A 22,443-nucleotide genomic window follows, 5' to 3' on the forward strand; every position below is an offset into this window, starting at 1 on the left:
CGCCATCTTCTATTCGCGTTCCGAGCCTTTGGCCCGCAACATCGACCGTTACGTGCAGTTGAAGTACCCCTTCTACATGTTCGATGAGAAGTCGTTCGAAATCGACGAGGACGGCCAGCCCTGGTGGATCTGCCCGGTGCAGACGCGTACCATCGGCCTGTTCGGCGGCACCACCATCGAGCGCGTGGTCATGGTGAACGCCACCACGGGCGAGTGCACGGACCTGGCCATCGACGATGTGCCCCAATGGGTCGACCGCGCCTATCCGGCCGAGCTGCTTATCCAGCAGTACAACTGGTCGGGCAAGTACCAGGACGGCTGGCTGAACAGTTGGCTGGGCCAGAAGAACGTGGTGCAGACCACGCCGGGCACCGATGGCAACGTGGGCTACAACTACATCGCCAAGGACGATGATGTGTGGGTGTACACGGGCGTGACGTCGGCAACGGCGGACAACTCCATCGTGGGCTTCGTGCTAGTGAACCAGCGCACGGCGGAATCCCATTACTATCCGGTGGCGGGCGCTACCGAGGAATCGGCCATGCAGTCGGCCGAGGGCGCGGTGCAGAACCTGCGTTACTCCGCAACGTTCCCCATCCTGATCAACGTTTCCGAGCAGCCGACGTACTTCATGGCGTTGAAGGATAACGCGGGCACCGTGAAGAAGTTCGCGATGGTGGACATCCAACATTACCAGAACGTTGCCACGGGCGACACCGTTGCCGAAACGCAGAAGTCGTACCAGGCCATGTTGGCAACCAGCGGCGCGCTGTCCACGGATGCGGCCGAAGCGAACATGGAGGAGGCCACGGGCGTCATTCGCAGCATGACGCAGGCGGTCATGGACGGCAACTCGCACTTCTACGTAACGCTTGACGGCGTGGACGGCATCTTCGATTTCGCCATCCCGGGGCAGCTGGGCATCGTGGGCTACAAGGAAGGCGACACCATCACGTTCAAATATGTGAAGGGCGACACCACAAATTCGGTGCAGGAAATTGACACCTCGAAGAATTCTGCTACTATAGATAAGCCTTCTTCGGGCGATGCTGCGAAGACGGACGACAAGTCCGCGGAAACAGTCGATACCGTGAAGGCGTAACGCAAAGCAGTTCCGCTGCCAAAGACAGCAGGCACCGAAAGGTTCAATCGCGAAAGCGGCCCGCCGAGGTGGTTGTTAAGTATCGCACTTCAACGACCCCTGTGTCTGAGGACGGCAGGGGTCGTTCTTTTTCTCAAGCGCGACTCCACCCGCATGGGGCGGAACCCGAGTTTGAGGAAGAAGGAGGTGTAATACATGCCGAACGCAAAGAATCAATCGATGCTCACCGCGATCAAGGAAGATCTCGAGGGTGCCGGTGCTGTCTGGGTTGTCGACGCCTGCGGTCTGACCGTGAAGGAAGTCGAGGCTCTGCGTGGCGCTGTTCGCGAGGCCGGCGCAGCCATGAAGGTGTACAAGAACACCGTTATGCGCATCGCCCTGGCTGAGTCCGAGCTGCCGACGCTCGACGACATGCTGCATGGCCCCAGCGCATTCGTGTTTGCCGGCTCCGACGTGGCTGCTGCCGCTAAGGCCGTCAAGGAATTCGCTAAGACCAACGAGAACCTGCAGATCAAGGGTGGCTTGATGGAGGGTGCTGCCGTCAGCGCAGAAGAGGTGGAGGCCATCGCTTCCCTGCCTTCTCGCGAGGAGCTGTACGCCCACATCGCCGCTGCCATCAACGGTGTTGCTCAGGGTCTGGCTACCGCCATCAACGGCGTGCCGCGCGGCCTGGCTCAGGTCACGAAGGCTGTTGCCGATCAGAAGGAAGCTGCGTAATCCGCAACCTTCTAGCGGCATAAGATGTGCCGCGTAATGGATTTGAAATTTCGGCTGGGATGCAAGAGGCGCACCAGCCCCTTTGAAAGGAAACTAACATGGCTGTTTCTCGCGAAGAGATCATCGAGGCTCTGAAGGAAATGTCCCTGCTCGAGGCTTCCGAGCTGGTCAAGGACATCGAGGAGACCTTTGGCGTGTCCGCTGCTGCTCCGGTTGCTGTTGCTGCCGCTCCGGCTGCTGGCGCTGCCGCTGCTGAAGAGAAGACCGAGTTCGACGTTGTGCTCGAGGGCTTCGGCGACAACAAGATCGCTGTCATCAAGGCTGTCCGTGAGATCACCGGCCAGGGCCTGAAGGAAGCCAAGGAGACCGTTGAGTCCGCTCCTTCCACCATCCAGGAGGGTGTTGCCAAGGACAAGGCTGAGGAGATCAAGAAGACGCTGGAGGACGCCGGCGCTGCTGTGACCCTGAAGTAAATTCAGTCCCAGACTGGTTTGCGAAGGACCCGCTGCTTGCAGCGGGTCCTTTTCTTGTGCGGGGTAGCGGGTGAATGAAACGAGATGGTTACGGTTGTGTAGCGCGCGTGTTTGCGCGTGTATTGTTCGAAGCTGCAGGAGTGCGGCTGTTCGTTGCCAGGGCGTTTGCACAACGCATTGGCAAGGGCAAGTCGCGCGCGGCAAAATCGGGAAAAGGGAAAGGATGCCTGTCATGCAAAAGGGTTACTTCAAAGCTGCATGGAACGACATCAAGCAATCTGAAGGTTGGCTTGGCAAGATGTTCTTGCTGGGATTGCTGTCCCTCATTCCCATTTTCGGCCAGGTGGTGTTGTTTGGCTATGCATACGGGTGGCTGCGCGACATCGCCTGGGGCGTGGAAACGCCGCTGCCGCCGCGTATTTTCGGTAACGAGGACGGCCAGCTGTACCGGCGCGGGCTTATCGTTTTCGTTATCAATACGGTGTTCTGCTTGATTGCCCCTGGCGTGGTGGAGGGCGTGTTCAGCGTTATGGCGGGGCGCGGGCTTGATACGGTATCAGGCGCGGTGTTTGGCGGTACGGGGCATGTACTGTCAGGGAACATCTCAGGGCTGTTCAGCTTGCTGATTCTGGTGATTGCTTCGCTGTTTTACCTGGTGGCGGCTGCGCGTGCGAGCATCTACGGGCGCTTAGGGCCCGGGTTTCAGCTGTCGCGGCTGTGGGCGATGATGCGCCACGACACGAAAGGCCTTGTGCGCGTGGTGTGCGTTGGCGTGGCGCTGACGGTGTGCATGGGCGCGATCTTTGGCGTTTTCTCTCTGGGGATGGGCGTTGTGGTGGCTGCGCTTACGGCGCTGGGCGTGTGGGGAAGCGGCGGCATGGCAAGTGCGCTGGCGGTGATGCTGCTCGCGTTGGCGGCGATGCTGCTGTGTCTGGTGGCGCTTGTGGTGCTTTCGGCGGCTTCCGCGTTTATCACCATCATGACCGTGCGTGCCATGGGATACTGGGTGCGGCAATTTGATGTTCCGGCATGGCGCGGTCAAGATGACCCCATGCCGTTTGAGATGGCGTCGGGCCAGGCGCAAAGATAGGCGGATTCGTGAAACAAGGGAATACGGGGCAGGGCGCCGGACGCAAAGGCGCGGCTGCGCAAGGCGGACGGAGCGGCAAACCGTCGCGGCGCGGTGCTGCAGAGCCGGCAAAGGGTGCGGAAACGTCGCGAAAGCATGGCGGCTCCGGCGGCCAGCGGCGTGGGCGCGGTGGTGCGGATAAGCGTGCGCGTGGAAAGCGGGACGAGGCACGCGACGGTGTGGCGCGTGGCGCGAAGCACGCGGACCGCGATGCGCGCAGAGAGGCGACCGGCAAGGCGAAGCGCGCGGGTGCCCAGGGCGGCAAGCCGAAACACGCGGGCAAGCACGGGCACGGCGCGGAACGACATGGCAAGCAGCAGGCGGTTATGCCTGATCGCAGTGCGTTTTTGCCGGTAAATCGCGCCGATATGCTGACGCGTGGCTGGGACCAGTGCGACTTCGTGTTCGTGTGCGGCGACGCGTATGTGGACCACCCTTCATTCGGCATGGCCATCATCACGCGCCTGCTGGAAGCGAATCACTACAAGGTCGGCGTGATCTGCCAGCCCGATTGGCGCGACCCCGAAAGCATCGCCGTGCTGGGCGAACCGCGGCTGGGTTTCCTGGTTTCCGCAGGCAACATGGACTCCATGGTGAACCACTACACGGTGGCGAAGAAGCATCGCGGCACCGACGCGTTTTCGCCGGGCGGGAAGATGGGCTTGCGGCCCGACCGCGCTGCCGTGGTGTACGGCAACCTTATTCGCCGTACGTTCAAGGACACGCCCATCATTATCGGCGGCATTGAGGCATCGCTGCGCCGGTTGGCGCATTATGATTACTGGTCGGATAAGCTCAAGCGGTCGATTCTGCTTGATTCTGGTGCTGACCTGGTTAGTTATGGCATGGGCGAGCATTCCATCGTCGAGATTGCCGACGCGCTGGCGGCGGGGCTTTCCGTGTCCGACATCACGTTCATCGACGGCACGGTATACCGCGCGAAGTCGCTTGAGCACGTGTACGATTACGAGCTTTTGCCCTCGTTCCCCAGCATGCAGGCCGACAACTTGGAGTATGCGCGCAGCTTCAACGTGCAGTACGCAAACAGCGACCCGTTCACGGGAAAACGCCTGGTGGAGCCGTATTCCGATCACGAGTTCGTGGTGCAGAACCCGCCGAGCAAGCCGCTGACCACCTCCGAAATGGACGCGGTGTACCGCTTGCCGTACGCGCGCACGTACCATCCCATGTACGAAGAAGCCGGCGGCGTGCCGGCCATTCGCGAGGTGAAATTCAGCCTGACCAGCAACCGCGGGTGCTTCGGCGAATGCGCGTTTTGCGCGCTGACGTTCCATCAGGGGCGCATCGTGCAGGTGCGCAGCCACGAGTCCATCATCGAGGAAGCGAAGCTGATGATTGCCGACCCCGAGTTCAAGGGGTACATCCACGACGTGGGCGGGCCGACGGCCGACTATCGCGCGCCGGCGTGCGATGCGCAGCTGCGCCGCGGCGCGTGCCGCAACAAGCATTGCCTTTCGCCGCAGCCGTGCCGCAAGCTGAACGCCGACCACACGGATTACCTGCAGCTTCTGCGCGAGCTGCGTGCGTTGCCGGGCGTGAAGAAGGTGTTCGTGCGCTCGGGCATCCGCTTCGATTTCGCGCTGGCCGACAAGGACGGCGGCCGCGCGTTCGTGCGCGAGCTGTGCGAGCACCACGTCAGCGGCCAGCTGCGTGTGGCGCCCGAGCACGTGTCGAACGCGGTGCTGGGCGTGATGGGCAAGCCGCAGCACCAGGTGTACGAGAAGTTCGTGAAGCTGTTCGCCGAGGCGAATGAGGAATGTGGGCTGAAGCAGTTCGTGGTGCCGTACCTGATGTCGTCGCATCCGGGCAGCACGCTCGACGAGGCCATTGAGCTGGCGGAATACGTGCGCGACATGGGATTTAATCCCGAGCAGGTGCAGGATTTCTACCCCACGCCGTCCACCATGTCCACGGCTATGTACTTCACGGGCGTCGACCCTCGCACTATGGAGCGCGTGTTCGTGCCAAAAAGCCCGCACGACAAGGCGCTGCAGCGCGCGCTTATCCAGTATCGCGACCCGAAGAATTATGAGCTGGTACTTGAGGCGCTGCGGCGCGCCGGACGCCTTGACCTGGTGGGATACGGGCCGAAGTGCCTGATTCGCCCGCACGGTGGCCATGCGCCGGCCGGTCGCGGGGCGGCGAAGCAGGGTGTGGCCGGGCTGAAGAACGCTGCAAGCGGGAAGCGCGGCGGCGTGCCTCGCGGCCGCAAAAGGTAGCGTGGGCGAATTCGCCGTGCGAATGTCAGCATAATCCCTAGGCATCCGGGGTATAATAAAGTCGAATGTCAACGACGAGGCTTGTAAGGGGAGCTTCGTTCGCAAAGGGTAGAAAGGCGGCGCGCATGAAGATATCGACGAAGGGCTTGTATGCGGTTCGCTTGATGTTGTACCTGGCCGAGCACGATGGCGCCGGGCCGGTTTCGCTCAAGGAAGTGTCGGATTCGCTGGGTATTTCGAAGAAGTATCTTGAGCAGATCGTGTCGAACGTGGTTACGGCGAAGCTGGTGCGTTCCATCCGCGGCGCGGCTGGCGGGTATCAGCTGGCCAAGCCGGCAAGCGTCATCACCGTGCTTGATGTGCTGCGGGTGACGGAAGGGTCGCTTGCGCCGGCATCGTGCTTGGAGGACGACACGTTCGAGTGCAACATGCCGGTTCCGTGCATGGAGCTGGGCGTTTGGCGCGGGCTGTACAAGGTCATCAACGAGTATCTGGGCGGCATCACGCTGCAGAGCATCATCGACGAGCACTCAGCGGTGGCGGCGGACAGCTATTCGATTTAACGCAAGGCGCAGGCTTTCGGGCTTGCGCTTTTTGTTTGCGCGAATGACGGAAGCCTGCTAGGTTGGCTGCGAGCAATTCGAGTGCTCGAGCGCAATTCCCTAAAATTTTCCGGGATTAGAGGAATTTCTTTCGAATTCATTATTGACAATGCCTAGGGACATAGTAGGATAACGGGTGTACCAAGGAACGTAACCTGTAAGCGATTGGGCAAGCAGCAAGCAACGGCGAAAGCGAGAGAGGAAAGGCAATGACCATCCATAAGAGCGTTTCCGAACTGATCGGCAAAACCCCGTTGGTCGAGCTGACCAACTACGAGAAGAACCACAACCTGGAAGCCACCATCGTGGGCAAGGTGGAGCTGTTCAACCCCGCCGGTTCCGTGAAGGACCGCATTGCGAAGGCCATGCTTGATGACGCCGAGGCGCAGGGCAAGCTGAACGCCGACACCGTCATCATCGAGCCGACGTCGGGCAACACGGGCATCGGTCTGTGCGCCATTGCGGCGGCGCGCGGCAACCGCGTCATCATTACCATGCCGGAAACCATGTCCGTTGAGCGCCGCAACCTTATGAAGGCGTACGGCGCCGAGCTGGTGCTGACCGACGGCAGCAAGGGCATGAAGGGCGCCATCGCCCGTGCGTCCGAGCTTGCCGAGGAGATTCCGAACTCGTTTATCCCCAGCCAGTTCACGAACCCGGCCAACCCGGCTGTGCACGAGCGCACCACCGGCCCCGAGATTTGGGACGACACCGACGGCAAAGTTGACATCCTGGTGTCCGGCGTGGGCACGGGCGGCACGCTGTCCGGCACGGGCAAGTTCCTGAAGTCGAAGAACCCCGACATCAAGGTGGTTGCGGTGGAGCCGGCCGGTTCGCCGGTGCTGTCCGAGGGCCACGCGGGCGCGCACAAGATCCAGGGCATCGGTGCAGGCTTCGTGCCTGACACGCTGGACCAGTCCGTGTACGACGAGGTGCTGCCGATCACCGACGAAGAGGCGTTCGAGGCTGGCCGCGAGCTGGCGGGCAAGGACGGCCTGCTGGTGGGCATCTCCTCCGGCGCCGCAGTGGCCGCCGCCACGAAGCTGGCGCAGCGCCCCGAGAACAAGGGCAAGCTGATCGTGGCCATCTTGCCCGACACCGGCGAGCGCTACCTGTCCACGGCCATGTTCAACTTCTAGTAGGTCGCAGCGCTGCAAACTGAAACTCGGCAAGGCGCCCGCGTCGTGTTGACGCGGGCACCTTTGTGTTTGGGTGCGATAGCGTGCGGGCAATACACGGTTGTGTGACGGTTTGCGTACGAGGGGCAATTTCGGTAGCCAGCGGGTACAATAGGGGCGAAAGCAAGGGCGTTGGCCTGTGAGCTTGCGTGACCGCGTGTGCGCGGTTGAGCGAGTTGGCCGGCGCGGGTGGTCCGCGTGTACGCGGGCTTTGTGGAAGGGAGTGCATCATGAGTGCAAGCAAGCATGACTGGGGCTTGGTGTTCGCGGGTATCGCGTTGGCAGTGGCTGGGCTGTTCTGCTTGGCGGCGCCGGGGCTGACCATCGTGACCATCGCAGCGGTTGTCGGCGCGTTTTTCCTGGTGGCGGGCGTGTTCGATATCATCGGGTATGTGCGTTTCCGCAACATCATGCCGCGTAGCGGCTGGGAGCTGGCGTACGCGATTATCGACGTGCTGCTGGGCCTGGTGTTCTTGCTGCATCCGCTGGCGTTTTCTGCCGTGGTGCCGTGGCTGGTGGGGCTGTGCTTTGTGGCGTTCGCTATCTTCGAGATTGTGACGGCTGTGAAAGCGAAGGGCTTCGGCGTGCCCATGTGGGGATGGCCCCTGTTCAGCGGCGTGCTGAATGCGCTGTGCGGCATCGCGTTTTTCGTGTGGCCTGAAATGCTCAGCGTGTTTCTGGCCATGATTCTGCTGGTGCGCGCGGCAAGCCTGATCGTGTACGGCTGGAACGCGGGGCGCTACATCGCGCTGTAGCCGTGGCGTGTCGTGGTGAAGATCCAAGTTGAAGGGGACGGCGCGACCGAAATGGAGGGTTGAGCGAAGGTTCAACCCATCAAACGAAGCGCAAAGCGCGGCACCATCTTATGATTGCGCCCGTGGTTGGAAGGATGCGGTCCGCTTCGTGTTGCCTAGTGGGTATCGAGATGAATCTCGACACTTGAAGTTCGCTGTCGCTGCTAGATTCCGCAGCCAGCTGGGCGTGGCGGGCCCGTGTTCGTTGTCTTCGGTCGCAAGCGATGCTGGCAGTGCGTGGTAGAATCTCTCACGACAACGTGGGCCCCGGGCAAGTGCCCGGGGCTTTTCTGTGGTTGGAGCGCGGCACGAGACGTCTCGCGCCGCGGGGCTTCGGTCGAAAATCGTGCGGAAAGGGTTTGCACATGGCGGATGAGCAGGCAAAAGAGCAGCAGTCGCTTCTGAGCGAGAAGGCGCTGGCCGAGGCGACAAGCGATCCGGCGGCGCGCATCGAGGCGCTGCGCCGCGAGATCGAGCACAACAGCTACCTGTACTACGCCAAGGACGCACCGGCTATCAGCGACGCGGCGTTCGACTCGCTGATGCACGAGCTGCGCGCGCTTGAGGCGGCGCACCCCGAGCTTATCGACCCGTCAAGCCCCACGCAGCGCGTTGGCGGCTACGTGGGCGACCAGTTCGCGCCCATCCAGCACGAGCGCCGCATGTACTCGCTTGACGACGCCATGGGCGCCGAAGAGCTTGACGAATGGCTTGACCGCGTGCGCGAGTTCTTCGGCAGTATCCCTGAGCTGGTGTGCGAACTGAAGATCGACGGTTCGTCGGTGGCGTTCACGTATGAGAACGGCCGGCTTATGCGCGCGGCCACGCGCGGTGACGGCACCACGGGCGAGGACATCACCGTGAACGTGCGCACCGTGAAGGACGTGCCGTTGCGCCTGCGGGCCGAGGCCGCCGACGGCATCCGCGACGCAGGCGTGCCCATCGAGCTGCGCGGCGAGTGCTACATGCCGAAGGCCAGCTTCGAGGCGCTGAACACGTCGGCTGAGGCCAGCGGCAAGCAGCCGTTCGCCAACCCGCGCAACGCCGCCGCCGGCAGCCTTCGCCAGAAAGACCCGCAGATCACGGCGCATCGCGACCTGTCCACGTTCGTGTACGCCGTGGGCGACGAGCGCAAGCTGGCCGTGGAAACGCAGTGGGACCTGCTGCAATGGCTGGGCCGCGCCGGTTTCCACGTGAACCCCGACATCGCGCTGGTGCACAGCGCCGAGGAGGTGCATGAGTTCTGCCGCAAAAGCCTGGAGCGCCGCGACGCGCTGCCGTACGACATCGACGGCGTGGTGGTGAAGGTGAACTCGTTCGCGCAGCAGGAGGCCATGGGCTACACGGCGCGCGCGCCGCGCTGGGCCATCGCGTTCAAGTTCCCGCCCGAGGAGAAGACGACGCTGCTGCGCGACATCGCCGTGCAGGTGGGACGCACGGGCAAACTGACGCCGGTGGCCGAGATGGACCCGGTGCTGGTGGCGGGCTCGACCGTGGCGCGCGCGACGCTGCACAACGAGGACGAGGTGCGTCGCAAGGACGTGCGCGTGGGCGACACCGTCATCGTGCGCAAGGCCGGCGACGTGATTCCCGAGGTGCTGGGGCCGGTGGAGTCGTTGCGCCCGGCCGATGCCGTACCGTGGAGCATGCCTACGGTGTGCCCGAGCTGCGGCAGCCCCGTGGTGCGCGAGGAAGGCGAGGCCGATTACCGCTGCATTTCCATCGATTGCCCCGCTCAGGCGCTTGAGCGCTTGCTGCATTGGGCCAGCCGCGGAGCCATGGACATCGACGGCATGGGCGAGGAAGTGGTGCGCCGGCTGGTGGAGTCGGGCCGCGTGAGCGACGTGGCGGACTACTACACGCTTGACGAGGTGGAGCTGGCGCAGCTGGACATGGGCCGCACGAACAAGGAGGGCGAGCCCATCCGCCTGGGGCACACGGTGGCGAAGAAGCTGGTGGCGGCCATCGACGAGTCGCGTACGCGCCCGTTCGCCCGCCCGCTGTTCGGCCTGGGCATGCGCCACGTGGGCAAGACCATGGCCGAAACGCTGGCGCGCGCGTTCCCGAGCATGGAGGCGCTGATGGCGGCAAGCGAGGAAGAGCTGGCGGCCGTGGACGGCGTGGGCCCGAAGATCGCGCACTCCACGTACCTGTTCCTGCGCACGCCCGACAACGTGCAGGTCATCGAGCGGTTGGCGAAGCACGGCGTGCGCTTGGCCGATGACGTGGAAGCCGCGGCGGCCGACGCGCTGCCGCAGACGCTCGAGGGGCTGACGTTCGTGCTGACTGGCAGCCTGGTGCAAAGCGGCATGACGCGCGACGAGGCCGGCGCGGCGCTGAAGGCACGCGGCGCGAAGGTGTCGGGCAGCGTGTCGAAGAGGACGAGCTACGTGGTGGCCGGCGAAGCGGCGGGCAGCAAGTACGACAAAGCCGTGGCGCTGGGCGTACCCGTGCTCGACGAGCCGACGTTGCTTGCGATTCTGGAGACGGGCGAAGTGCCGGAAGCGTAGGGACTGGGCCGCCCGCCATCCTGGTTTCGATTCTCGCGTGACAAGGGGCGGAGTAAGCCGTTTTCGGGCTAGTTGTGGGACAATTCTGCCGCTGGTGTCACGATTCCGAAATTCGTAACACCGAAGTGTGCTGCGCCTGCTATAGTGTGTTACGCAATGAAAAGTCGTAACACCGAGCAAGCGTGCAATGATTTCGCAGACGCTGGACGCTTTTGCTCGGTGCGAGTATGGCGGGCGCGCGGCTTTCGCGTTCGCCGTGCTTGCGAATGGGGAAAGGAACGGGCATGGCAAACCTGTCGAGGCGTTCGTTTGTGCGGGTAGCGGGCGTAAGCGCTGCGGCACTTGGATTTGGCGGCGTGCTGAGCGCGTGCGCTGGCGGGCAAGAGGGCACGGAGTCTGGCTCCGGCGCGGTCGGCGGTGAACACGCTTCGCAGGTGACCGTGTCCATGCCGGCTAGCAGCGAGCCGGCGGCCGGTTTCGATCCGTTCGTGTCGTGGGGCTGCGGCGAGCACGTGCACGAACCGCTCATCCAGTCCACGTTGCTGAAAACCACGGCCGACATGGGTTTCGAAAACGACCTAGCTACAGCGTACGAGTGCAGCGACGATGGCCTGACCTGGACATTCACTATTCGCACGGACGCGAAATTCACGAATGGCAACGCGCTGACGGCACGCGACGTTGCTTACACCATCAACGGCGTGGCGGCAAGCGAAGCCAGCGAATGCGACCTGACCATGGTTGACAAGGCCGTGGCCACCGATGACGTCACGTGCGAAGTGCACTTGAACAAGCCGTTCAACGCGCTGCTGTATACGTTGGCGGTTATCGGTATTGTGCCTGATGGCGGGCATGGCGCCGATTACGGTAGCAACCCGGTGGGCAGCGGGCGCTACGTGCTTGAGCAGTGGGACCGCGGCCAGCAGGTTATTTTGCGCGCGAACCCCGACTACTATGGCGAGAAGCCGAACATCGAGCGCGTGGTGGTGGTGTTCATGGAAGAGGACGCCAGCTTGGCGGCGGCGCGATCGGGCCAGGTGGACGTTGCGTACACGTCGGCCACGTTCGCCAGCCAGCAGCCGGCGGGCTATGACCTGCTGAATTGCGCGTCGGTGGACTCGCGCGGCATCTCGCTGCCGGCGGTGGCGCCGGGCGGCACGAAAGCGCAGACGGGCGAGACGTACCCCATGGGCAATGCCGTCACGCAGGACGTGGCCGTGCGCCGCGCCATTAACTATGGTGTGGACCGGCAGGCCCTTATCGACCACGTGCTGAACGGGTTCGGCGAGGTGGCGTATAGCGTGGGCGACAATATGCCCTGGTCGTCGCCCGATATGAGGTGCGAAACCGATGTTGCGCGCGCTAAAGCGCTGCTGGACGAGGCCGGCTGGACGGCCGGTGCAGACGGCACGCGCGCTAAGGACGGCGTTCCGGCGGCGTTCGACCTGTATTATTCCGCGTCTGATACGGTGCGCCAGGCCATTGCCATGGAGTTCGCCAACCAGATGAGCGAACTGGGCATCAAGGTGAACCCGAAGGGCGCCAGCTGGGATGACATCTATCAGCACCAGTTCAGCGACCCGGTGGTGTGGGGCTGGGGCTCGAACAGCCCCATCGAAACGTACAACTTGACGTACTCTACGGGCAACGGCAACTATGCGTGCTACGAGAACGCGGCCGTGGACGCGCACCTGGACGCGGCGTTGGCCAACCCCGTGGTGGCCGATTCGTATGACGAATGGAAGCTGGCCATGTGGGACGGCGAAAACGGCGTGGCGCCGCAGGGCGCGGCCACGTGGGTGTGGTTTGCGAACGTGGACCACTTGTATTTCGTGGCCGATGGGCTGCAGGTGGCGCAGCAGAAGCCGCATCCGCATGGCCATGGGTGGTCGCTCGTGAACAACGTCGATCAGTGGAGCTGGTAGTTGACAAGGTATTTTGTTCGACATATTTTGCGGTTCGTGCTGCTGATGTTGGCGGTGGGGTTGGTGGTGTTTGCGCTGGTCAGCGCTTCGCCGATTGACCCTGTGCAGGCTAACGTGGGGCAGGCTGCGTATGTGAACATGTCTGACGCCAAGCGCGCGCAGCTGGCAAGCTACTGGGGCGGCGACGTGCCGTTTTGGGAGCGGTTCGCCAACTGGGCGGGCGCGCTTTTGCATGGTGACATGGGAACGTCGCTCAGGTTCAACGCGCCCGTGTCCGAGGTGATCGCGCACCGCGCGGCCAACTCGCTGGCGCTCATGGGCATCGCGTGGGCTATCAGCGGCGTGCTGGGCTTCGCGCTGGGCGTGGTCGCCGGCGCGCGGCGCGGCAGCGTGCTTGATCGCGTGGTGCGTGGCTATTGCTTTTTGCTGGCGTCGACGCCGACGTTTTGGTTGGGGCTCATTATCCTGATGGTGTTCGCCGTGCAACTGGGGTGGTTCCCCATTGGTTTTTCCGTGCCCATCGGCATGTCGGCGGCCGACGTGACGCTGGTCGATGCGGCTCATCACCTGGTGCTTCCGGCGTTGACGCTGTCGGTGACCGGCGTGGCGAACATTGCTCTGCACACGCGCGAGAAGGTGGTCGATGTGCTGGAAAGCGATTACGTACGCTTCGCGCGCGCCCGTGGCGAATCCGACCTGGGCGTGGTTTTGCACCATTGCCTGCGCAACGTGGCGCTGCCGGCGGTCACGCTACAGTGCGCGTTCATCTCCGAAATCTTCGGCGGATCGGTGCTGGTCGAGCAGGTGTTTTCGTATCCGGGGCTGGGTCAGGCGGCCGTGACGGCGGGCCTGGGCGGTGACGTGGCGCTTCTGGCGGGCATCGCGCTGGTTAGTGCGGCGCTGGTGTTCGGCGGCAACCTGCTGGCGAACGTGCTGTACGGCGTGCTTGACCCGCGCATGCGCACGCGCGAAGGGAGGGCCTGATGAACGAAACCTTCCTCGAGAAATCCCTGACAGAACGCGGCGTTTGTACGAAGGTGACGTGCGCAGCGGTTGGCGAAAGCGTTGCCGTTTCCGGCGAAAAGCGCGCGGAAAAAGCGTTACCGCTGGGTTTCCGGCGAAACCCGAAGAAAGCGCCGCGCCAAAAGTCGGATGGCGACGACAGCGCGTTGCTTCATGCTCCAGCGCAGCGGCGGGCGGCTTCTCGCGTGGTTGCGCTTGCGGCGTGCATTGGCGCGGCTGCGGCGCTGGTGGCCGTGGTGATTGCGGGCCTGGCGCTGTATCCCCAGGCCACGGTCACGGATTTCGCTGCGAAAAGCTTGGCGCCTGGCGTGGCGCACCCGTTCGGCACCGATTGGATGGGCCGCGACATGCTGGCGCGTACGCTGGCGGGGTTGTCCACCAGCGTGCTGGTGGGCTTGCTGGCGGCGGGCGTGTCGTCGGTGATTGCGTTGATCCTCGGCTGTGCCGCTGCGCTTGGCGGCAAGCGCGTGGACGCCGTGGTCAGCTGGATGATCGACCTGATGATGGGCGTTCCGCACATCGTGTTGCTGGTGCTCATCTCGTTTGCGCTGGGAAAGGGCTTTTGGGGCGTGACCATCGGCGTTGCCGTGACGCACTGGGCTAGCCTTGCCCGCGTGGTGCGCGCCGAGGTGCTGCAATGCCGCCAATCGAAGTTCGTGGAGGTTGCGCGCAAACTGGGGCAGAGCCCGGCGCGCATCGCGCTTCGCCATATGGTGCCGTATGTGTTGCCGCAGTTCCTGGTGGGGCTGATTTTGCTGTTCCCGCACGCCATTTTGCACGAGGCGGCCATCACGTTTTTGGGCTTCGGCCTGCCGCCCGAGCAGCCGGCCATCGGCGTGATCTTAAGCGAGTCGATGAGCTACCTGTCCACGGGCGCCTGGTGGTTGGCGGTGTTCCCCGGCGTGGCTCTTATGTGCACGGTGGGTCTGTTCGATTTGGCGGGGCAAAACCTGCGTAAGTTGATCGACCCGCACACGGCGCAAAAGTAAATTGCGGTGGTGCGCAAAATGGTATTGATGGAATCGGGTAACGTGGCGAAGGAGGATGGCGTGGAGAAAAACGATAAGCTGACGACCAGCGGAAACGCTGAAACCGTAAACTTTTGCGAATGCGCAAAAGCGGTAGAAGCGTCTGATGCCAGCCACTTTTGCGACGATGCAAAAACACTTTTGTGCCCTGAGCAAAACTTCCCTGCGTTGAAATGCGCGGGCGACTTTGCGCCCGAATGCGCGGACGAGCACGCACCTCACGAGTCCACGCCGCACGAAGATGCGCAGGTGCATCATCATCATTCGCATGCAGCCCACTCGCATCATGCGGGCGGGCACCATTTGCTGCAGGTGGAAGACCTGTGCGTGAGCTTCCGCATGTACGACGAATCGCAGCCGTTCTTCCGCGCCAAGCAGCGTGACGTCGAGGTGCTGCACAACCTCAGCATCGCGGTGCACGCGGGCGAGGTGGTGGCCGTGGTGGGCGCATCGGGGTCGGGCAAAACGCTTCTAGCCGATGCCGTGTTCGGGCTGTTCGAGCCGAACTCCACCGTATCGGGCCGCATCTGGTTCGACGGGCAGCGCATGGACGCGGCGGGGCTTGCGGCGCTGCGCGGGCACGGGCTGTCGCTGGTGCCGCAAAGCGTGAGCCACCTTGACCCCATGATGCGCGTGGGCAAGCAGGTGGAAGGGTTCGCGAACGGGCTGACGAAGGCCGAGCGCCGCACGCGTCGGCAGCAGCTGTTCGAGCGTTACGGGCTGGGCCCCGAGGTGGCGCGCCTGTATCCGCACGAACTGTCGGGCGGTATGGCTCGTCGCGTGCTTTTGTGCTGCGCGCTCATGGACGACCCGCGCGTGATCGTAGCGGATGAGCCAACGCCGGGCCTGGACCTTGACCTGGCCGTTCGCGCGCTCGAAGACTTCCGCGCCTTCGCGGACGCGGGCGGAGGCGTGCTGCTGATCACGCACGACATCGAGCTGGCGCTGCGCGTGGCCGACCGCGTGGCTGTATTCAAAGACGGCACGGTGGTGGAGGAAACCGCGGTCGCAAATTTCGCCAACCCCAGCTTACTGCGCCACGAATTCACCCGCCAACTCTGGCACGCCCTCCCCGAACACGACTTCGCGGCAGAAGACGCAGAACAGGACAACGGGACAGTCCCCTTGTCCCATTAACGAAGGCGCGCACATGGCAAACGACCTGTCCCCTTGTCAGATACATTAGGCGCGTTGACTCAAGGAAAACTGGCCATTGGCAGATTCTAGATTCTCAAGTCTGTCGAGCCCAGCTCATCGGACGCAAAATAACGAAAGGCTTTTATGCTAGAAGCGAAGGACATAACGTTTGGGTATGATGCTGCGCGGCCGCTGTATCGCGGCTTCAGCTTGCGCGTAGAGGCGGGCGAGCGCGTGGCTCTTCAGGCGCCGTCAGGGTTCGGCAAAACCACGTTGTGCCGCATCCTGGCGGGCTACGAGCGCCCAGCGGCGGGTCAGGTGCTGGTGGACGGTCGTGCGCTGCCGCGTCGCGACGTGTGCCCGGTGCAGCTGATTCAGCAGCACCCCGAGCAGGCGGTGGACCCGCGCCTTCGCATGCGCAAAACGCTGGCGGAAGCGGGTGAGGTGCCGCAGCAGCTGCTTGATGACCTGGGCATTCGCGAAGAATGGCTGCAGCGTTTCCCGCACGAGCTTTCCGGCGGCGAGCTGCAGCGCTTCTGCATCGCCCGTGCGTTGGCCACGCGCCCGCGCTACCTGATCTGCGACGAGGTGTCCACCATGCTGGACGCGGTAACGCAAGCGCACATCTGGCGCGTGCTGCTGGCCTACACCGAGCGCGAGCGCGCCGGCATGCTGCTGGTCTCGCACACCCCCGCGCTCACCAACCGCATAGCCACCCGAACGCTCGACCTCACGAAAGCAGCGTGCCGCTAGCAGCCCCCGTTTTCGTTGCCAAGACCCATCTGCGCTGCCCTTCTTTGCGTATCTTCTGCTTGTCATGATCAAAACTTGTTAAAAATGCAAGTTTTGATCATGACGTAGTCGAAACTTGCAAATTCCGCAAGTTTTGACTATGGTCTCACGTATCGAAGCAAGGAGCAGCGCCATGATCACTCGCAAGAAATACCTCGACAAGCTCATCGCCTTCCAAAATGCCGACCTCGTGAAGGTGGTTACCGGTGTGCGTCGCTGCGGGAAATCCACGCTGTTGGAGATGATGCGGCAGCATCTTTCCGAGCAGGGTGTTCCCGATAGCCGGTTGTTTATGTTCAAAATGGAGTCCATGGAGTTCGCCGATGTGGTGAATTATCGCGACCTGTATAACCTTGTTAGGCAGCGCGTCGGCGGCGAAAAGCGCCCGTATCTTTTCTTCGACGAACTGCAAAACGTCGAAGGTTGGGAGCGCGCCATCAATTCGCTGCGCGGTGATTTGGACTGCGACATCTACATAACCGGCTCGAACGCGTTTTTACTTTCGAGCGAGCTGGCAACCTTGCTGTCGGGCCGCTACGTCGAAATACCCATGCAGCCGCTTATGTTTTCCGAATACCTGGATTTCCGCGGTGCGCAGTTGCAGCGCGGCAAAACGTCTGCCGCGGATGTGGCCCTGCTTTCCGATGGGTCTTTCGCCACGCTGGCAAGCCTGTTCGAGCAGTACCGCACGTTCGGCGGGTTCCCGTTTTTGGCCTTGGACGCGCCCGATGAGGCGCGTCACCGCGATTACCTGCGGAGTATATACCAAACGGTCATCGTTCGGGATATCATGATGCGCGCCAAGCGCAGGGGGCAGCGCGCTGTCAACAGCCAAGACGTGCTGGAGCGCATTTGCGGCTTTCTTTCGGACAACATCGGCAACGAGACGTCCGTCAACAAAATTGCCGGCACGCTGCAGGCTGACGGTCAAACGGCAACGCGGCAAACCGCGGCGTTTTACATTTCGACGCTCGTCGAGGCGTATCTGTTCTCGCATGTGCGCCGCTACGACCTAAAAGGGCGCGAGCTGCTGAAAACGGGCGGGAAATACTACATTGTCGATCCGGGCATGCGAAGCTATCTGGATAACTATCGGAACACCGATACAGGCCGCGTGCTGGAAAACATCGTGTACAACCAGCTGAAATATGACGAATACGACGTGATGGTGGGGCATCTGCGCGGCGGCGAGGTGGATTTCGTTGCCATGAAGCCTCGGAAAAGGGTATACATCCAGGTCACTGAGGACATGCGCGACGAGGAAACCATGCGCCGCGAGCTGGCGCCGCTTCGAAAGATTGGCGATGAGTACCGCAAGATGGTCGTCGTGCAGGACGGAACGTACCCGTCAGATATCGACGGAATCGAAATAGTGGACGCAGTGGACTTTCTTTTGCACAATGCGAAGTTGTGAAGATGCTGGCGCCCGCCCGAGAAACCCGCCGCAGCTTTGTAATCCCCCGGCAAAATGTGAACGAATTGTCGTGCGGGTTTTGGCGCGATTGCGCGGAAAGTGCAAAGGATGCGCCTTTCGTTGCAAAGTGCAGGTGGGCCGCGTATTTCCCGCGGATAACTCGGTTGTGCATATGCGTCAGACCGGTATAATCCAGTACGTCGAATAGTAGGGAAGCCAGGCTGTTGTCTGTAGCGCGTTTCGCAAAACCGGTACAACGACGCAATGCGGATGGGTTACGCATAACAATCTGGTAAGGAATTCAGCCGAGCGCCCGCAGCGCCCGGTCAAGCCGCCCTCGCACCCGCGAGAGGCGGATTCTTTTGTTCCTGGTCGCAGTAATCTTGCGGCCGCACATCCGACGAACATAGCTTGAAGACACGTAATCGTCGCAGAAGCGCGTTGCGCCGGCTCCAAGAGGATGAATACGCATGCAAGGTGCGCTCACGAGCGCGCGGTGTTGTGATGCGCTGGTTTTCGCGAATGCGGAAGCTGGCGAAGGTAATACCGTGCCCAGCGCACCATTTCAACCTGGAAAACCCCAGGAATGGCGAAGCTATGCCGAATGCCGGCAGGCTGCATGCGTAAACCTCTTGGAGTCGGCGCATTTTTGCGTTTCGGACGAAACCCACCGAACTCTATTGCAAGAAGCCTCAATGACAACTGAATACGAAAGCCAATTCGTCAATACTCCAGCACAAGAAGTCAATGCGTTCGAGCGTGGCGAATCTTTGCGCATTGGGGTAGAGTCCGTCATCGTTGACCCAGCCGTTCCAACCGAAGCACGCAAGGAGGCTTGCGAGCTTGATGTCGCTGGTAAGTATGAGCCACGGCTTAGAGAAAACGGTATCCCGGCTGACGTTCTAGAGAAGCTTCTACCTGGTGATGATGTGGTTGAACTTGCAAAGCCCACAATTGCAGGTGGCTTGGGTTACCGTTTCGTGAAGCGCGCGTTTGATGTGTGCTCGACGGGTTGTGCGCTTATCATTTTGGCGATTCCAATGGGCATCATCGCTCTGAGAATCAAATCGGAATCTCCTGGTCCTGTAATTTATGCGCAAGAGCGCGTTGGAAAGAATGGCAAACCATTCATGGTCTACAAATTCCGCTCCATGTATGTGGATGCGGAAAAACGCGGCGCTCAATGGGCGCAAGGCGACGATCCGCGCGTAACGCCTTTCGGCAAAGTGATGCGCAAAACCCGCCTTGATGAGATTCCTCAGTTTTGGAACGTGTTTAAGGGCGATATCCCTTTGCGCATATTAAAAACGCGCCCGGAGTTCTCTGAGAAATCCATGGGTGCGTTCGCGCTTCCCGCCAAATCTAGCACGAACAAAGGAAAGGCGTTTTCGCAGGTCGTGAGCTGTTTTGCGAACGGCCTGCGGATGCGTCGCATCTCTAAATTCAATTGTAACCGCATCCGTGGCATGGAAGCCCAATTTCTTGCAAAACCCGTTTTCGGGGCGGTGTGCGCATAGTGGCCAGGAAGGTTTTGGCCCTAGCTTTCAGGAACGCTATCGCCTCTCCCGGGGCTAATCCGGGTCGTGCTGTAGCGTGTGCTTCTGGACTAGATGAGGATAGGCTTATCGATATCAGAAATGATGAGGGCGCAGGGAGCTCATGCGAATGCAACTCCGCAATTGGATGTTACATGTCTACCAAGAACTCGAATTGCGTGGAGTGTTGCACACCAAATGGGGCGTATAAGGCTCCTGCGCCTGATTCAAGCGTGGCTGCTCCCAAAAAAGGTGGCGTTGGCTATCTCGTAGCAAAGAGAGTTTTTGACATTGCGTTTAGCGCGGGGGTGTGTTTGGTGCTAGCTGTTCCCGTAGCTGTTGCATGTGCTGCGATCTGTGTCGATACGCCGGGTAAGCCATTTTTTAGGCAGGAGCGTATTGGGCAGGGAGGTAAGAAGATTTACATCTTCAAGCTGCGGACGATGGTCTCTGACGCCCATGACCATCCTGAGAGGTATATGTCTTCAGCTCAGCTTGAGACTTGGAGGCGCGAGCAGAAGCTTGACGATGATCCGCGTATCACCCGTGTGGGGCGAATCCTGCGACGCACGTCGCTCGATGAGCTGCCTCAGTTCCTGAACGTACTATCTGGGGATTTGTCAGTGATAGGGCCCCGTCCCGTGACGTTGCAAGAAACATACGAATACGGTGACGCTCGCGAAGAAGTCTTGTCCTGTAAGCCGGGCATCACGGGTTGGTGGGCAGTGACTGATCGAAATAACTCGACTTGGCAGAGCGGTCAGAGGCAAGCCCGCGAGTTGTTTTATGTACGTCATCAGTCGCTTGGGTTGGACGCCCGTGTGTTCGTGAAGACCTTCAAGGCGATGAGGAGGGGCAAGTAATGCAACCTTCCGCTTGCGTTCGTTTGATCGAAAGGAGTTCTTTGAAGCTGCGGCGTAATCACTCCCAATGGGTGTGTGGGCTCGATTTGTTCGGCATAAGAAGCATTTTGTCGTGAGCGATTTCAAATGAAGCGCACAAACCGTAGGCGTCGTGTTGTCGGCGCAAAGAAACTAACCATGTTAGCATCGAATTAGATGAGACTGAAATGCGTATCCTGTATTTTTCGCAGTTTTATAAACCTGAGAATATCGCTGCATCATTCAGGGCGACCGAGCATTCGCGTATCTGGGTGCGTGAGAGCCATGATGTAACTGTGTTCACCGGATGGCCGAATTATCCCGTTGGTCGCTTGTTCGACGGCTATGAGATGAAACCTCTAGTTGAGGAATTGATTGATGGTGTTAGAGTCTTTCGTTCCGCGTCAAAGATTCAGCCAAACACAAGCTTTGCGAAGCGAATAGAGAGCGGTGTCAGTTTCATCGCTAATGGCCTGAAAAACCTGGGTAAGAAATCGCCTGTTGGTAGTAATTATGATGTAGTGCTCGTCACATGCGGGACCGTCTTCGCTGCGTGGCTCGGCGTTCACTATGCAAAGAAGTGCCGCCTGCCCCTTGTGGTTGAGTTTCGCGATCTTACTTACAAGCAGATGCTGGCGACAGGCAGCAGGGGCGCAAAGGTAGCTGCGATGAAATCACTGGAGTTATCTTTCTGCAAAGCTGCAGATTGCGTCGTTGCGCTTACCGATGGGTTTAAGAAAGACCTTGAGGCGGCTGGCGTTCCGGGCGACAGTATCGTTATTGTTCCCAATGGAGCCGATGTTGTTGCATGTAAACACATGTGGGATGGCCCTTTGCGTTTCGGTTACTTTGGGACTATGGGATTATCTCAGGACGTGCCTGCGACGGTGGAGTACGTGAAGCGAATCGTTAACCTTGGGCTTGCATCAAGCTATGAGCTTATAGGCGAGGGTGCTGCTCGCGACGAGCTAGAGCAGTTGGTTGCTACTGGAGACTACGGTTTTCTCAAACTTGAGCATGGTGTTCCAATGGCCGAGCTTGAACCGCGCTACGCAGGGGTTCACATGACCGTTGTCTCGCTCCAAAAGAGCGCTGAATTCTCGGGAACCATTCCATCGAAGATATTCCAGTCGTTTGCCCGAGGTGTGCCTGTTCTGTTCGTAGGCCCGGAAGGTGATGCATCTGAGCTCGTTCGTAGGAGCGGTGCTGGTATTGCTTTGTGTGGAAGCGAGGAGGAAGACATCAGCGAACTCGAGGCTTTTGCCTCGAGGGCTGATCGTGCGCGCAATCTCGCCAGAATGAGCGAAGCGGCGGTTGATTTCATGAATCGGGAGTACTCAAGAAAGCTTATGGCGGATAAGATGATCGCTGTTTTATCCGATGCCGTATATAAGACCAAACAAACAAATGAAAGGATTAAAATCAATGGTTAACGTTATCGGTCTCGGTTATATCGGACTGCCCACCGCGCTCATGATGGCCACGCACGGCGTGGAGGTCGTGGGAACCGACTACAACGAAGAACTCGTGGCAACCCTGAACGCCGGCCACACTACCTTCAAGGAGGAGGGGCTTGACGAGCTGTTCGTCGACGCGTTGAAATCTGGCATCAAATTCACGACCGAGTATCAGGTGTGCGATACCTACATCGTGAGCGTACCGACGCCCTACGATAAGCTGGACAAGAAGATTGACCCCTGCTACGTGATTGCCGCCTGCAAGACGGTGCTCGAGGTCGCCCCGAAGGGCGCCGTGCTCGTAATCGAGTCGACTATTTCGCCCAACACGGTGGATCGCTTTGTGCGCCCGCTGCTCATCGAGGCCGAGCGTGAGGATGTTAAGCTCGTGCACGCCCCGGAGCGCATCATCCCCGGAAACATGGTTTACGAGCTGCTGCACAACAACCGTACGATTGGTGCGGACGACCCCGAGGTGGGCGAGGAGGTTGCTAAGATTTACGCAA

Annotated in this window: 18 protein-coding genes and 1 pseudogene; all 19 read left to right on the top strand. The window is 60.9% G+C overall.

Annotated elements, in window-relative coordinates; genetic code table 11:
• Window positions 1-1,102 (top strand): annotated as a pseudogene (locus tag ACWI6D_RS06710) (Tat pathway signal sequence); the annotation flags it as partial.
• Between the two features lie 195 nt (window positions 1,103-1,297).
• A complete protein-coding gene (rplJ, locus tag ACWI6D_RS06715) occupies window positions 1,298-1,819 on the top strand; it encodes a 50S ribosomal protein L10 (RefSeq protein WP_288284732.1) in 522 nt (173 codons plus the stop codon).
• A gap of 98 nt (window positions 1,820-1,917) precedes the next feature.
• Window positions 1,918-2,292 (top strand): 50S ribosomal protein L7/L12, encoded by a 375-nt coding sequence (rplL, locus tag ACWI6D_RS06720; protein WP_129425464.1) that lies wholly within the window; start codon window positions 1,918-1,920, stop codon window positions 2,290-2,292.
• A gap of 232 nt (window positions 2,293-2,524) precedes the next feature.
• Window positions 2,525-3,382: a DUF4013 domain-containing protein gene (locus ACWI6D_RS06725; protein ID WP_449134125.1), complete on the top strand. Its 858-nt coding sequence runs from the start codon at window positions 2,525-2,527 to the stop codon at window positions 3,380-3,382.
• Window positions 3,383-3,390: 8 nt separating this feature from the next.
• A complete protein-coding gene (locus ACWI6D_RS06730) occupies window positions 3,391-5,661 on the top strand; it encodes a YgiQ family radical SAM protein (protein ID WP_449134126.1) in 2,271 nt (756 codons plus the stop codon).
• A gap of 125 nt (window positions 5,662-5,786) precedes the next feature.
• On the top strand, window positions 5,787-6,224 hold the full coding sequence (locus ACWI6D_RS06735; RefSeq protein ID WP_129425461.1) for an RrF2 family transcriptional regulator: 438 nt from the start codon (window positions 5,787-5,789) through the stop codon (window positions 6,222-6,224).
• 248 nt (window positions 6,225-6,472) lie between these two features.
• Window positions 6,473-7,402, top strand: coding sequence for a cysteine synthase A (gene cysK, locus ACWI6D_RS06740; protein WP_288284728.1), 930 nt, complete (start codon window positions 6,473-6,475; stop codon window positions 7,400-7,402).
• 269 nt (window positions 7,403-7,671) lie between these two features.
• Window positions 7,672-8,196: an HdeD family acid-resistance protein gene (locus ACWI6D_RS06745; protein WP_337368651.1), complete on the top strand. Its 525-nt coding sequence runs from the start codon at window positions 7,672-7,674 to the stop codon at window positions 8,194-8,196.
• A gap of 404 nt (window positions 8,197-8,600) precedes the next feature.
• The gene (gene ligA / locus ACWI6D_RS06750) at window positions 8,601-10,745 is read left to right on the top strand and encodes an NAD-dependent DNA ligase LigA (protein ID WP_449134127.1); all 2,145 of its coding nucleotides are present in this window, start codon (window positions 8,601-8,603) and stop codon (window positions 10,743-10,745) included.
• 284 nt (window positions 10,746-11,029) lie between these two features.
• Window positions 11,030-12,670 carry an ABC transporter substrate-binding protein gene (locus tag ACWI6D_RS06755; protein WP_449134128.1) on the top strand — a complete coding sequence of 547 codons (1,641 nt, stop codon included), beginning with the start codon at window positions 11,030-11,032 and terminating at the stop codon, window positions 12,668-12,670.
• Complete coding sequence (locus ACWI6D_RS06760) at window positions 12,671-13,654, top strand: ABC transporter permease (protein ID WP_449134129.1); 984 nt, start codon at window positions 12,671-12,673, stop codon at window positions 13,652-13,654. It abuts the gene before it with no gap.
• On the top strand, window positions 13,654-14,682 hold the full coding sequence (locus ACWI6D_RS06765; RefSeq protein ID WP_417751732.1) for an ABC transporter permease: 1,029 nt from the start codon (window positions 13,654-13,656) through the stop codon (window positions 14,680-14,682). The genes ACWI6D_RS06760 and ACWI6D_RS06765 overlap by 1 nt, the downstream gene beginning before the upstream one ends.
• Before the next feature lie 60 nt (window positions 14,683-14,742).
• On the top strand, window positions 14,743-15,858 hold the full coding sequence (locus ACWI6D_RS06770) for an ATP-binding cassette domain-containing protein (RefSeq protein ID WP_449134130.1): 1,116 nt from the start codon (window positions 14,743-14,745) through the stop codon (window positions 15,856-15,858).
• 144 nt (window positions 15,859-16,002) lie between these two features.
• The gene (locus ACWI6D_RS06775) at window positions 16,003-16,611 is read left to right on the top strand and encodes an ABC transporter ATP-binding protein (RefSeq protein ID WP_449134131.1); all 609 of its coding nucleotides are present in this window, start codon (window positions 16,003-16,005) and stop codon (window positions 16,609-16,611) included.
• A 172-nt stretch (window positions 16,612-16,783) separates the two neighbouring features.
• The gene (locus ACWI6D_RS06780; RefSeq protein WP_449134132.1) at window positions 16,784-18,064 is read left to right on the top strand and encodes an ATP-binding protein; all 1,281 of its coding nucleotides are present in this window, start codon (window positions 16,784-16,786) and stop codon (window positions 18,062-18,064) included.
• 470 nt (window positions 18,065-18,534) lie between these two features.
• On the top strand, window positions 18,535-19,581 hold the full coding sequence (locus ACWI6D_RS06785; RefSeq protein ID WP_449134133.1) for a sugar transferase: 1,047 nt from the start codon (window positions 18,535-18,537) through the stop codon (window positions 19,579-19,581).
• 173 nt (window positions 19,582-19,754) lie between these two features.
• Window positions 19,755-20,462 carry a sugar transferase gene (locus ACWI6D_RS06790; protein WP_114513253.1) on the top strand — a complete coding sequence of 236 codons (708 nt, stop codon included), beginning with the start codon at window positions 19,755-19,757 and terminating at the stop codon, window positions 20,460-20,462.
• A 206-nt stretch (window positions 20,463-20,668) separates the two neighbouring features.
• The gene (locus ACWI6D_RS06795) at window positions 20,669-21,913 is read left to right on the top strand and encodes a glycosyltransferase family 4 protein (RefSeq protein WP_114513252.1); all 1,245 of its coding nucleotides are present in this window, start codon (window positions 20,669-20,671) and stop codon (window positions 21,911-21,913) included.
• The coding region (locus ACWI6D_RS06800; RefSeq protein WP_449134134.1) for an NAD(P)-binding domain-containing protein at window positions 21,906-22,443 on the top strand (538 nt) is incomplete at its 3' end. The genes ACWI6D_RS06795 and ACWI6D_RS06800, both read left to right, overlap by 8 nt.

Source organism: Senegalimassilia sp., assembly GCF_977052095.1.

Excerpts from the sequence above, each read along its gene's own strand:
- ACWI6D_RS06775 (WP_449134131.1), top strand. The coding sequence starts at position 16,003 with ATGCTAGAAGCGAAGGACATAACGTTTGGGTATGATGCTGCGCGGCCG.
- rplL (WP_129425464.1), top strand. The coding sequence starts at position 1,918 with ATGGCTGTTTCTCGCGAAGAGATCATCGAGGCTCTGAAGGAAATGTCC.
- ACWI6D_RS06795 (WP_114513252.1), top strand. The coding sequence starts at position 20,669 with ATGCGTATCCTGTATTTTTCGCAGTTTTATAAACCTGAGAATATCGCT.
- ligA (WP_449134127.1), top strand. The coding sequence starts at position 8,601 with ATGGCGGATGAGCAGGCAAAAGAGCAGCAGTCGCTTCTGAGCGAGAAG.
- ACWI6D_RS06725 (WP_449134125.1), top strand. The coding sequence starts at position 2,525 with ATGCAAAAGGGTTACTTCAAAGCTGCATGGAACGACATCAAGCAATCT.
- rplJ (WP_288284732.1), top strand. The coding sequence starts at position 1,298 with ATGCCGAACGCAAAGAATCAATCGATGCTCACCGCGATCAAGGAAGAT.
- ACWI6D_RS06765 (WP_417751732.1), top strand. The coding sequence starts at position 13,654 with ATGAACGAAACCTTCCTCGAGAAATCCCTGACAGAACGCGGCGTTTGT.
- ACWI6D_RS06735 (WP_129425461.1), top strand. The coding sequence starts at position 5,787 with ATGAAGATATCGACGAAGGGCTTGTATGCGGTTCGCTTGATGTTGTAC.
- ACWI6D_RS06745 (WP_337368651.1), top strand. The coding sequence starts at position 7,672 with ATGAGTGCAAGCAAGCATGACTGGGGCTTGGTGTTCGCGGGTATCGCG.
- ACWI6D_RS06755 (WP_449134128.1), top strand. The coding sequence starts at position 11,030 with ATGGCAAACCTGTCGAGGCGTTCGTTTGTGCGGGTAGCGGGCGTAAGC.
- ACWI6D_RS06780 (WP_449134132.1), top strand. The coding sequence starts at position 16,784 with ATGATCACTCGCAAGAAATACCTCGACAAGCTCATCGCCTTCCAAAAT.
- ACWI6D_RS06790 (WP_114513253.1), top strand. The coding sequence starts at position 19,755 with ATGTCTACCAAGAACTCGAATTGCGTGGAGTGTTGCACACCAAATGGG.
- ACWI6D_RS06785 (WP_449134133.1), top strand. The coding sequence starts at position 18,535 with ATGCAAGGTGCGCTCACGAGCGCGCGGTGTTGTGATGCGCTGGTTTTC.
- cysK (WP_288284728.1), top strand. The coding sequence starts at position 6,473 with ATGACCATCCATAAGAGCGTTTCCGAACTGATCGGCAAAACCCCGTTG.